The sequence below is a fragment of the Alteromonas sp. 5NS40-0096 genome, assembly GCF_057544385.1.
In genome coordinates this window covers 130587-142667 of record NZ_BAAJLQ010000001.1, presented here as the reverse complement: position 1 = coordinate 142667, position 12081 = coordinate 130587, and the positions used below count along the sequence as shown (strand labels likewise).

13 protein-coding genes are annotated in these 12081 nt (G+C 45.5%); 8 read left to right on the top strand and 5 right to left on the bottom strand.

Translation table 11 applies throughout. The features are described from left to right. Positions 1–7: 7 nt before the first annotated feature. Positions 8–793 (bottom strand): lipase family protein, encoded by a 786-nt coding sequence (locus AC27G9_RS00755; protein ID WP_487070011.1) that lies wholly within the window; start codon positions 791–793, stop codon positions 8–10. Between the two features lie 334 nt (positions 794–1127). Here AC27G9_RS00755 and AC27G9_RS00750 point away from each other — a divergent pair, with 334 nt between their 5' ends. The 3 genes from AC27G9_RS00750 to AC27G9_RS00740 are packed head-to-tail and all read left to right on the top strand — an operon-like array spanning position 1128 to position 3990. Next, positions 1128–2939 carry a sensor domain-containing diguanylate cyclase gene (locus tag AC27G9_RS00750; protein ID WP_487070009.1) on the top strand — a complete coding sequence of 604 codons (1812 nt, stop codon included), beginning with the start codon at positions 1128–1130 and terminating at the stop codon, positions 2937–2939. A gap of 21 nt (positions 2940–2960) precedes the next feature. After that, on the top strand, positions 2961–3596 hold the full coding sequence (locus tag AC27G9_RS00745) for an START domain-containing protein (protein ID WP_487070007.1): 636 nt from the start codon (positions 2961–2963) through the stop codon (positions 3594–3596). After that, entirely contained in the window at positions 3586–3990 is a 405-nt protein-coding gene (locus AC27G9_RS00740; protein ID WP_487070005.1) for a DUF3224 domain-containing protein, read from the top strand. Before AC27G9_RS00745 ends, AC27G9_RS00740 begins: the two co-directional genes overlap by 11 nt. Here AC27G9_RS00740 and AC27G9_RS00735 read toward each other — a convergent pair. Then, the gene (locus AC27G9_RS00735; protein ID WP_487070003.1) at positions 3982–4470 is read right to left on the bottom strand and encodes a hypothetical protein; all 489 of its coding nucleotides are present in this window, start codon (positions 4468–4470) and stop codon (positions 3982–3984) included. The genes AC27G9_RS00740 and AC27G9_RS00735 overlap by 9 nt on opposite strands. Before the next feature lie 241 nt (positions 4471–4711). On the opposite strand from AC27G9_RS00735, the gene trhP reads away from it, so the two are divergent. The 3 genes from trhP to AC27G9_RS00720 all read left to right on the top strand — a co-directional run bounded on the left by trhP (position 4712) and on the right by AC27G9_RS00720 (position 7434). Continuing rightward, positions 4712–6097 (top strand): prephenate-dependent tRNA uridine(34) hydroxylase TrhP, encoded by a 1386-nt coding sequence (gene trhP, locus AC27G9_RS00730; protein ID WP_487070001.1) that lies wholly within the window; start codon positions 4712–4714, stop codon positions 6095–6097. An 11-nt stretch (positions 6098–6108) separates the two neighbouring features. Continuing rightward, positions 6109–6357 carry a YfhL family 4Fe-4S dicluster ferredoxin gene (locus AC27G9_RS00725; protein ID WP_487069999.1) on the top strand — a complete coding sequence of 83 codons (249 nt, stop codon included), beginning with the start codon at positions 6109–6111 and terminating at the stop codon, positions 6355–6357. 147 nt (positions 6358–6504) lie between these two features. Further along, entirely contained in the window at positions 6505–7434 is a 930-nt protein-coding gene (locus AC27G9_RS00720) for a hypothetical protein (protein WP_487069997.1), read from the top strand. Between the two features lie 32 nt (positions 7435–7466). Here the strand turns inward: AC27G9_RS00720 and AC27G9_RS00715 are convergent, their stop codons facing one another. Next, positions 7467–8231: a trypsin-like serine protease gene (locus tag AC27G9_RS00715; RefSeq protein WP_487069995.1), complete on the bottom strand. Its 765-nt coding sequence runs from the start codon at positions 8229–8231 to the stop codon at positions 7467–7469. A gap of 83 nt (positions 8232–8314) precedes the next feature. Between AC27G9_RS00715 and AC27G9_RS00710 the strand changes: the two genes are divergently transcribed. Beyond that, positions 8315–9454, top strand: coding sequence for an alpha/beta hydrolase-fold protein (locus tag AC27G9_RS00710; RefSeq protein WP_487069993.1), 1140 nt, complete (start codon positions 8315–8317; stop codon positions 9452–9454). Positions 9455–9662: 208 nt separating this feature from the next. After that, positions 9663–9959 carry an antibiotic biosynthesis monooxygenase family protein gene (locus tag AC27G9_RS00705; RefSeq protein ID WP_487069991.1) on the top strand — a complete coding sequence of 99 codons (297 nt, stop codon included), beginning with the start codon at positions 9663–9665 and terminating at the stop codon, positions 9957–9959. A 35-nt stretch (positions 9960–9994) separates the two neighbouring features. On the opposite strand, the gene bluB is transcribed toward AC27G9_RS00705, so the two are convergent. Together bluB and AC27G9_RS00695 are read right to left on the bottom strand one after the other, a co-directional pair. Then, positions 9995–10663 (bottom strand): 5,6-dimethylbenzimidazole synthase, encoded by a 669-nt coding sequence (gene bluB, locus AC27G9_RS00700; protein ID WP_487069989.1) that lies wholly within the window; start codon positions 10661–10663, stop codon positions 9995–9997. Positions 10664–10727: 64 nt separating this feature from the next. Next, positions 10728–12023 carry a nitrate- and nitrite sensing domain-containing protein gene (locus AC27G9_RS00695; RefSeq protein WP_487069987.1) on the bottom strand — a complete coding sequence of 432 codons (1296 nt, stop codon included), beginning with the start codon at positions 12021–12023 and terminating at the stop codon, positions 10728–10730. Positions 12024–12081 lie beyond the last annotated feature (58 nt).

Sequence of the window (12081 nt, the reverse complement as noted above, 5' to 3'; positions counted from 1 at the left end):
TATTCCGTTATTTACTGTAGTAAGCGCGGCGCTGCGCGTAAGACACCAATTCGCTCTGTTCAAATTTACTGCGTATATTCGTCAGGTAGTTTTCCATCAAATGGGCTTTAACACTGGTATTGAACACATTCTTCCAAAATGACCAGGCCGAGTTCACTTGCGCATCTTGCGATGATTCAAAAACGTAGTATTGATCCCGTAGCAATGTAATTTGATCACCGACATGCTCAAAGCCACCGTGTAGCTCATCTAAAACATCATTTGCTGGGAGTAAAGGAACGACATCGTTTTCGTCAACAACACGCATCAAAGGCAAATGATGGTAACGCTGTACACCGTTTTTATTGGTAACCATGGGCTGGCCGAAGTTAATACAAGGTAGAATCTTGCGTCCATCTTCGTAGTAATACATCAGAAGTAAGGTCGAAATCGCCGCTCCTAGACTATGTCCGGTAAGCACCAATTCATAGTCGTCGAGTAAAAGTGGGGTCAACGATTGATAAACCGCATAAGCGCAGTCGTCGAATCCTTTATGCACCCAGATCGGCAATCGGTGGCTCTTGTGATAAATGTACGTAAAGTCTTCAATGGCATTGGTTAAATTACATGTACCACGTACCGTAATGACATGGGTCTTTGATTCGTGATCAGTTTCCAAAAAATAGCGGAGCTTTTTGCCACATCCCCCCACTTTTTCAACCAGTGGGTAGGTCTCTTGAATCGCTTCTGGGGATTGATAGGCGGTAGTCGCTCGCAGTGCGAATGTTTCTAGTAGCTTGAAGTTGACAATCATTGTCAATCCGTCCTTGCGCTATCGTAGGTGTGGTTTTCACTATTCAAGTCGTCGCACTTTTTCGCCATTTGTCATTGGCCTTAGAGTGCGTGTGCAACATCAGTTATTAATACTATATCCACTTTAATCTTTATATAACAAGACTCTATGATAAAAACTTAGTAATATGAATACATACCATTGTGCAAAAATTGTGAATGTTTGTAGTGTGAGTTTTTATACAATGCCGTTCGTAGTTACACTTTGACGTGTGATGTTTAGAAGTAACGTGCAGCCATGTTGTGAATGACTCTGTTCATCAAACCTCCAGTCATATCTTTAGGGCGGAAACCAGATGCTAAACAAGTATCTTATCGTAGCGTTTGTTTTGACTTTTTTTGTGACCACGGGGTCATGGGCGGACCAAGTTTCAGTGACATCCGTTGAAGCAGGGTCACAGCAAACTGGCCAATCAGATGTCTGGCATGACCCAACTGGAGACAAAACTCTCACCCACGCCATCGAAGCATTTAACAACAATGCGTTCTTTTCGTTGGAGACCGCGGGGTCGACGGGTTTGAAACCCGGGGCGTTTTGGTCGCACTTTTCACTGGTCAATGAAAATGACGGCACTGCTCATCTGTATATTGAGTACATTGACCATCAACTGATCTCACTTGAAGTCTGGGAGCATGACAGCAGCACAAACCAGACAGTAAAGATAGCTGACCTATCGATGGCTAAACCGTTCCAACACAGAGAACTCGCTCATCATAGGTTTGTGTTCCCAGTCGAGTTAGAAGCGGGACAAAACAAAACGTATTTTGCCAAGTACAGTTCTGATCAAATGGGGTTTGTTTTCCCCAGCATGCGTATATGGTCACCTCAAGAGTTTAATCGACAAACTACATCAGAAACCGCCATTATGGCCTTTCTCATTGGCGGCTTTTTCTTAATGGCGTTATTTGCTTTGGTCGCGGGCGTCGCTTCAAATGCCAAAACATTTTATGCCTATTCGATATATGCATTCTCAAAAATCACCATATGGCTCGCGGTTTACGGCTATTTACATCAGTACATTTTCCCCGATAATTTTCATTGGAGTTTCATCTGGATCGCCGCCGCCTGTACGGTATATTTTGGCATATTTTTCGCCCGCATCTTTCTAAAAAGTCGACGTTTCACACCGAACATGGATGTTGTATTAAAACTGATGATGGCGAACGCTATATTCTTATTCGGCTGCGCCATATTCCAGCTCACAGTACCTGCAATCATCTCTATTACTATTGCCATGTTGATGTATCCGGTATTGGTGATTACCGGTTTTATTCGATGGCGACAAGGCTCCACTGAGGCAGGCATATTTTGCCTGGCGTGGAGTTTTTTGATCATTTCGTTGGTCACACAAGCACTAAGAGATTTGGGTTTGGTCCCCGTGACCTTGTCTAATTATTACTGGCCAGCCTACGCGTCATTCTTCGAGCTGCTCACCATCATGGCGGCAATTGGTATGAAGGTGAAATCCCTTCGCGAAGCCAAAGCCGAGGCAGAAGCTCGCTACCGCAAACACCTAGAAGATTCGAATAGCAACTTGGAGCAAATCGTCGCTGAGCGAACTCAAGCCCTTGAGCAGGCCAAGCGAAAAGCCGAGCTGGAGGCTCGAACCGATCCTTTGACAGGCTTGAGCAACCGCCGTTGTTTTATTTCTCAAGCAGAAACCCGAATTGCCTTGGCTAAACGCAAATCTGTCTCTGTTTGTCTGTTTTTAATTGATCTGGATTTCTTTAAAAGCATTAATGATACCTATGGTCATCACATCGGCGATGAGGCTCTGAAGGCTTTTGCCGATATATTAAAGCAGTCTACCCGTAACATCGATGTGTGCGGCCGTTATGGTGGTGAGGAGTTTGTTGTGCTTTGCGACGATAATGCGCTTGGCGCCCAAGAGCTCGCCGAACGCATTCGCAAGAATACTGAATCCCTGGTACTGGATACCGAGTCGGGAAAACTCACCTTCACTATCAGTGTTGGTTTAGCAGAGTTTAACTTAAACGAGTCGCTTGAGTCGTTGCTTTCAAAAGCAGATAAAGCTATGTATCGCGCCAAAGAAAGTGGACGAAACAAAGTCGTCAGTATTACGCGAAATGCCGCCACTGCCAGTTAAGACTAAATGCAAAGGCAAACGATGAAACTGACAACGAGATGGACCTGGGTACTAATGGCGACAATGTGTCATTTTACTTGGGCGGCGGCACCCAATAACCAGCCCTCTCAATGGGTATTGGACAAACAAAGCGACAATATCACCATTTACACAAAGCATATCGAGGGCTCAGATGTCGATGCTTTCAAAGGTGTAACGACTTTACCGGCAAGTCGCGATAGTATTTTAGCAATCATGGAAGATACCGAAGCGCTAGCGCAATGGATGCCGGATGTGATCAGTGCTGAGTTACTCTTCCACGAGGGCAATACCAAAATCCAGTACGTACAGACAGATATTCCTTGGCCGGGGAAAAATCGAGACGGTGCCTACCAACTTACGCTCGAAGAGAGTGATACCCAAACAACTATCCTGATTTGGGCGGTGCCAGAATACCTGGAGCCCAATCCCAAGTTCGTCCGAATTCCTTATGCTAAAGGCTTTTGGCAATTAAGTGATGTTGAAGAAGGCACCCGTGTTGTTTACCAATTGCACGCCGAACCCGGTGGAAAATTACCCGCTTGGCTTATCAATAAATTCGTGACAGACACGCCATTTCAGGCATTATCGAATCTCGCCACGCAAACAAGTGAAAAAGGAACTGAGTATGAAAATTAAAGGAAAATTCGACGTTGGATTGCAACCCTTAGATGCGAGTTTTGCCCCCAGCGATGGTGCAAGTGTTGGACGGATGGGCATAAACAAAACCTTTCACGGCGATCTAGATGCCACCAGTGTAGGAGAAATGTTGAGCCTAACAACAGCAACCAAAGGCTCTGCCGGATACGTTGCAATCGAAAGCGTTACCGGTAGCTTACTGGGTAAAACAGGCAGTTTCGCGCTACAGCATTTTGGTACAATGTCAGCATCGGGTAAGCGGCTAACACTTGAAGTCATACCTGATTCCGGTACCGAGGCGTTGGCTAGCCTCGCCGGTGTCATGGATATTATTATTCGAGATGGCGAGCATTACTATGAGTTCGATTTTAAGCTTGAAACTAACCTACAATAATTGTAGCCGCTCCCATTGCCAATCCTCTTGAGGAAGTGGAACTTGCTTTCTCAGCGCATTGTACTCAGATTCCCCCATTGCAAATGCGACAGTTTTAAACTGACTTTTGGCTTTTATCGCTCGAGTTTGCAACAGATTGAGCTTCTCGTCAGCTTGGTCAGAAAAGTCATCAGCTAAAATATCTAAGCTCTTGCTGTGTGCGGCGTAATACTGCAGCACATACCCGACTAATTTGACCAATACTGAAATCATCCGTTTACTCGGAGACAATGGGCTAAGGTGTGACATTTCAAGCGCTTCTTTTGCACCCGTTTCCGTCAGTTCTGCCAGTGCCGCATGCAGCTGTTCTGCAGTCCTTTGATAGTGTTTCAATAGCGCTAAATAACTTTCTGGCACATCTGTTCCATTTTGTTCGAGGTCATCTGCCATATCCTCACTCAACATATCGAGATTGATGATAAGACGCCCTACTGCACTCATTACAACATTACCCTTTCTTGCGACATGAAAAACACACATAAGCTGTCAAAATTACCACACTATGTGAGGTTTCAAAACCTCTGTTGGCCATGGTCGGACTGGGTGACGAGTTCAATGGACACATCAGTGTAGTGACGTGAAATGTGTTTTTTGATCTAGAACAACTCTAGGGCTTTTTTGCCTTGTTCAAATAAACACACAGCCCTATTCTTCTGCGGATTTTCAATCCGGAACAAACACCATGGTACACAGCAGTAAACCCGAACTCCTCTCTCCAGCAGGCAGCCTAAGAAACATGAGGTACGCCTTCGCCTATGGAGCGGATGCCGTGTATGCTGGCCAACCCCGTTACTCTCTTAGAGTAAGAAACAACGAATTCAATATAGAGAACCTAAAAACGGGCATAGATGAAGCCCATCAATTAGGCAAAAAGTTCTACGTTGTGAGCAATATTGCGCCGCACAACAGTAAAGTGGACACCTACTTAAAAGATATCGCTCCCATCATCGACATGCAGCCAGACGCGCTAATTATGTCTGATCCCGGTATGATCATGCTAGTGCGTGAACACTACCCAAAGATGCCAATTCACCTATCAGTTCAGGCTAACGCTGTTAACTATGCCACGGTCCAGTTTTGGTCACGTTTGGGTATTGAAAGAGTCATTCTATCTCGAGAGCTTTCACTCAAGGAAATTGACGTAATCAGGACTAAAGTACCTGACATTGAGCTCGAAATTTTTGTTCATGGCGCACTTTGCATGGCGTATTCCGGTCGCTGCTTGCTTTCCGGTTATATCAATAAACGAGACCCGAATCAGGGTGCATGTACCAATGCATGTCGCTGGCAATATACAGCAGAGAAAGCTCGAGAAAACGAGACCGGAGACATCGTTCATGTTCAGCAGCCTGATGTGAATACCCCGGTATTGGGGCTGGGCCAACCAACCGACGATGTATACCTACTTGAAGAACCGATGAAGCCCGGTGAGTACATGCCAGCATTTGAAGATGAGCATGGTACTTACATCATGAACTCAAAAGATTTACGCGCCGTACAACACGTCGAAACCTTGGTAGGTATGGGTGTTCACTCTCTCAAAATTGAAGGCAGAACGAAATCCCACTACTACTGCGCGCGAACCGCACAAGTCTATCGCAAAGCCATCGACGACGCCGCAGAAGGCAAACCTTTTGACCCAGATTTAATGCTATCCCTTGAAGGACTTGCCAACCGAGGCTACACAGAAGGTTTTTTACGTCGCCATACACACGACGAATATCAAAATTACCAATCTGGTAGCTCAGTGAGCGACCACCAACAATTCGTGGGTGAAATTTTAGGTTGGTGTCCAGATACCGAGATGGCCATTGTCGATGTCAAAAACAAGTTTTGCGTCGGACATCAACTCGAACTAATGACCCCCGATGGCAATCTGACTTTCGATCTGCAATATATGATTGATTACAAAGGTAACACCATTGATAACGCGAAGGGTTCAGGTCACCAAGTCAGAATTCCTGTACCTCATGGTGTATCACTCGACTATGCATTATTACTGCGCAATCTTGAAGAGAACCAAACAACGCGACGTCCATTCGATACGGCTCCTGAAGAAACTGCGTGAGGAATGACACTATGGCACTGAGAATTACTGACGACTGTATAAACTGTGATATGTGTGAACCAGAATGCCCAAATGCTGCGATCAGTATGGGTGAAAACATCTATCACATCGATACAAAGCGCTGTACCGAATGTGTGGGACATTACGATGAGCCCACTTGTGTCAGTGTTTGCCCTATTGATTGTATCGAGCCCGACCCCCAAGCCAAAGAAACACTTGACCAATTGGCAGAAAAGTTTATCGCACTGACAGGGGCCTAAATCGGTACCTTTTATCGATAAACATTGTCGAGAATCAATCTTGGCTCATGTGATATTTATTAATCAAATCTTTATGAATTTGTGACACTTTAGGCAACGTCACTGGGTTAGACTGCAGATATCAATGATTAATAAGTTGGTCGTATTGTGGTGAAAAAAAGTGTAAGTGTTTTAGCAGGGCTGTGTCTTTTTCAAATCAATAGTGTTGTCGCATTTGAGTGGGATTTTATTTCTCTGAGAACCACCCTGTCGCGGCCAGATACTAGCCAGAGCCTGATTTTCAGAGCACCCGGCGAGACGGAACAAAAAACCTTGTTTCATCTATCTCCAACCAATAATGAACGCATCGGTTTTTTTCTCGACATCAATGATATTGAAATTGGTTATGCGGTAGACGCGCGCAAAGACGACATTGAAACCGACACTCAAAACTTTCTCATTTCCTACCGCAAACTTAAACACTCAAGAATCACACTCAATTACCAGACACTCGAAGGCCTAGACACGAGAGTAGAAAACTTATCCGGTGCAGGCCAGTTTAGTCAGTTTCTAGAGCAAACCAAATCCACGAAAATCGAATTATTCGGGCAACACAACTTCTACACTTTTGGTGGCAAAACGTCAGCCTTTGAACACTTTTTCCTAAATCGTCCCAAGTTGAGCTCTGTATTCGATTGGTCTCTCAGTATCAATGGCGGCTGGTCTGTAAAGAGGCTTTCACTCGAATCCCCAACGTCTATTTTACTCCAAACCGATTTTGTTGGCGCCGAGCTGGCCCCCATTACCGAATTAGACTCGGTCTCTTATAGCGGTGATATCGGTCCATTTTTGTCACTACAAGCCCCCAACAACTTTCACTTCTTCGCTGAGTACAAATTTGGTAAAGGTGTGATTAAAAATCTGAGTGATACAGATAGCCTAAAAGAGTCGGGAGACGAAAAAGCCCGGGCATTCGGCGCGGGTATCTCATGGACATCGTCCGATGAAAAACTCTTGGTTTTACTGCGCGGTTGGAAACAAGAGGGCCGCCATGTTTCAACTTCATTCGGCGACCTATCGGTAGTCTGGTTTTTTTAAGATTGGAGAGAGCATTGTGCCAAAGATGGGCGTTATGATTTCTCAATGTGCTGCAAAATCCAATCCCTAAAATGGTTTACATGGGTATAGTAATCAACGGCGCCATAAAGCCCCTGCTGCCAATTGGTCGCTTGTGTGTCTTGCCACGAACTGACACCGACAATATGTGCGACTCCATCTTTTACTACATACGCCGGTGAGCCGCTATCACCGCCACCTCCTATCCCCTCCAGTGGTAACGCATTGTCATCGGGATGGCTGAAATCAAAACTCACCCATTGTCCCTTTGCCGTTACCACTTCGTTTTGAGCAAACCTGAGCTGCATGGGGGCGTCGACAATGCCGTCTTTGCCATTACCCGTATCCCCTTTTCCCGTGATATTGATAATATCTCCCTCGCTTAATTGATGTTTAAACATAACAACGGCTGGGATAGGTTTGGCGGGAACGGAGATTTTCACTAACGCAATGTCATACCCAAACTGGCGGTCTCGCCATTTTTCATGGGTGTAAACCGCTTTGATATCGAGGTTTTCACCTTGGATTTCTGCCCTGTCCGACGCTTCAAGGAAATTGGCAACATGAGCCGCGGTCAAAACCCACCCTTCGCCGATGTAGGTGCCAGAGCCAACAGGGTAAAGCTCGTCGTTATGCTTGGCGGTAAAAGTTACCAGTGCAGGCAACATCTCGTTATGTACCGTGTAGCGTTTATCATCAATATCATGACGAATGATTATTCCATCCGCAGACCTACAAATACCGAATATTAAAGCGGCGGTTACAAGCCATAGACGCATGTTATGTTCTCCTTGACAGAGTGGATTACAAACGTAATCATAATTAATATTACAACTGTAATCAACAATAAGAGAATACTCGCATGCTCCTAAAACGACTTTTTGTGGTGTTAGCCCTAACTCTGCTGACTCAACGGGTTTTTGCCGAAAGTTCGACAGACACACTGACCTTATCCCACCCCAATATCTCGTCTCCTTTGACATTTAACATTCATTTGCCCCATCGCTATTCAGCTAACAAGAGTAAGCGCTATGTATTGATGTTCAATTTACATCCCCAATCAAATACCTACCTCACCGGAATGCATGACTGGATGAGCCATAATGGAGAGTGGCCGTGGCTAGAAACCATTATCGTAACGCCGCAATCTGGCAACCTTATGGCAAGCTTATTCGACCCGAGTGGAGCGACCACTCCAATGCTTGATTTTATGGAGGCAACATTGCTGCCTGCCATCGATAACAAGTACAGGACCAATGGTTATCGTATTATCAGTGGTTTTCGGGTAGACGGTAGTGTTGTTCTTTCGTCTTTGCTTAATAAGCCAACACTGTTTAACGCCCACATTGCCGTCAGTCCGGAACTCAGTAACGATATGGCCGGCATACTGAGCAGTGCTAAACCTAAACTGATATCACTGGACAACAAACCGAGATATTTACTCTTCAGCCATGGTACAAGTGTCAAAGAATCTCACCAGTATGGGCATTACCAGACGCTAGAGCAGCAATTGAAGGCCCATGCACCTTCTAGCTTACAATGGCAATACCTCCCCCTTGAGGACAGTTATTTTATGTCGTTGCCATTGCTCTCTGTCATCAAAGGTATTGAGCAGATTTTCGATGACATTCACACGGGTTTGTCTGCCGAATCTACCGTGTCACAAGGAGGTGTTGACTCGATTGTTTCCCACTATCACTATCTTTCAAACGAGAAATATGGATTTGAAGTCTCGCCCAAATTTTCGATAAAAACGTTGGCAGACAGTAAGCTATCAAATTCGCTTGAGGAGGGATTGCAAATCTATCAAGTATTAGTCCAGCTTTATCCCGATGATCCCTATAGCTATCACAACATCGCTAAGGCCTATGCAAAATATGGTGATTTTCAACAAGCCGTAGTTTATCAAGAGCGCGCCGTAAACAAGGCAAAGCCTTTGTCAACGTGGCACCAAAAACGGCATCAACGCTTTTTAGACACTTATCGATTAAAACAGCAATGAATGGTTAAGTACGTCGGTACTGTGTTTAACACCTATCTTCATTCCTTCTGTATCAATGCGACCCAGAGCAGCAACTCTGTCCCAGGAGCTTGACATGAGGTCGTATTGGCTGGAATCTTGGCTATCAAACTCAGAGCACAAGGCTCAAACCAACATGTCTCTCGGTAGATAGTTTGAGTAGCAAATAGAGAGAAAGAGGAGATTCAAGGTGTTTGCCGTTATATTCAAAGCCAAAACGGGCCAACAAGATGCGCAATACTCCGAAACCGTCGCTATTATGCGTGAAATCGCATTTCGCGAGTATCATTGCCAAGATTTCATTGCCGTTACAGAAGGAAACCAAGAGATCGCGATTTCGTACTGGTTGTCAGAAGACGATATCAAACGTTGGCACGAAAATGCCAAGCACGCCGTCGCACAGCGGCTTGGTAGGGAAAAATGGTACCAATCTTATGTCGTGGAAGTCGCAGAAATAAAACGCCGCTATGCCGTTGGTGAACCATAGCCTCTGCAAACTGCGTTATTCAATGCTAGTCGTGTTTAAGCGTGATAAAACTCATCAAAAACAATTTGTTGGCGTTGTTTTCTCTTTTCCCACGCTAGACGCTCAAGTTCAGGGGAAGGCTGAAATGCCTTCACATGGCCGACGCACAAATAGGCAATTAGCTCTCTATCCTGCGGGGCATTGAGAATGTCTTTGATGCGGTCTTCATCGAGAATGCTCACCCACCCCATACCGATGTTTAACGCACGCGCCATCAACCACATATTTTGCACTGCTGATACAACACTAAACCTGCCCATGTCAGGCATACTGGTTTGCCCTAAAACGGGACCAGACTTGGGTTTGTAAAATACTGCAATATTCACCGGAGTTTCCAGTATTCCTTCCAATTTTAACTGAGCATATGTCGCCTGCTTGTCTTCGCTCATACCACTTTGTGCAAATTGCGTTTTGGCCGATTCATTTTCGGCTCTGAACACTTCACTCACCGCAACCCGCGTGTTCTTGTCTTTGATGATCACAAACTCCCAAGGCTGGGAAAATCCCACCGAGGGAGCAAGTAACGCGGCATCGATAATGCGAGCTAAATCCTTTTCGTCTATTGGGTCTGCGAGGAAATTATTGCCCCGAATGTCACGCCGCAATCGCATGATTTCAAACAGCTGGTCAGCGTATTCGGCATGGAAGTGAAGAGTTTTAGACATGGTACAACAACCTCAGAGCAAACTGGGCGGTATTGTAGCGTATGCTAAATCTAACGCCCAGTGTTTAACGGCGGGTTACCGCAAGCACATTTTGAGCGACTTCAATCAGCTTGCAATGCTGATCCATCGCGCTTTTCTGAAGCTTTCGGTAAGCTTGCTCTTCTGTCATATCCAATTGTTGCATTAGTACCAGTTTTGCGCGGTCTACCAGTTTCTGATCAGTGATTGCCTGCTTCGCTTCCTCCAACTCGTGGCTCATCTTCTTAATATTTTCAGATTGCTCACGAAGCAAAGCATAAATAGAGCGATTCACGGACAAGCTCGCATCGGTTTCTGCATCCGTTTGCCGGGTTGAATCGGCCCCTCTCAAGCCAGGTAAATTGGGATCGAATAACAATGTAAGTGCACCGTTGTGATCTTTGGTCGCTCCCGCCAGTGCTTTGAGTCGTTTTGAATGATCATTAAGAGTTTGCTCGGCAAGTTCAACTTTTTGATTTGCACAGCACAACATTCTTTCAATGAGCGTTTCCTCAACGTTGTGCATCATATCAATGCGCGTTGTCGCCAAGTCATACCACACTTCACTGATTTCAGCTGCGATGGGCGTACCGTCTGCCAATTGGCAAATCATGTTCCGCATTTGATCGAGTTCTTCTACTTGCTTACTCGCTTCAAGCGCTTGCCATTTTTCCACGTCGTCTTTATGGGCAAACGATAAAAAAATGTCGATGCTCTGTGTTTGCGCCGTTTGTAGCTGATGTAACCGCTCGCATAAGGATTTATTGAAGTGCGTCTCGGCAAAACCAATGGCCCCCCACGCTCGCTCTTGCCCTGCGTATTCTTTGGCCTGGATAAAGTTAAACAAGGCCACGAGTAAACGCGTAATTTCTGGGTCACCGGAAACGTCTGCCGCATCAAACACCACTGACAACAACGAAGCGATAAGACGGCAATAAGCTTGGGTTGACGTTAATGGGGTGACGCTGAGCTCGTCGACTTTCTTGCGTAACTCTGGAAGATGGTCGATCCCCTGTAACGCAAGAGTGATAGAACTCAACAAGCGCATGTTGCTCAATGATTCATGGCCGTTTAAATACAGCGCTTTAAGCTGGCTGCGCAGCCGCTCTTCGCTGTTTTGGCTTTGTGAAATTTGGCTGGCGCGCTTCTGGCCAAACTGTGTGCAACGAGACGCGAGAAAGACATTGCTCGTCCCCCGCTCTTTTTGTAGCTGATGAATCATATCGCTTACTACACCGACCAATTTGCAGTTAGATGCCAACTGATTCAGGCCAGTGAGCTCGGCGTTTTTCGCAGCAAGAAAAAAACGTTTTGTTGCTTCGCTGTAGTGATTACCTGTCATACCTACGACTAGTCATAAACCATGATGAGTCAGACTGCATGCAATCATCGCTCCACGT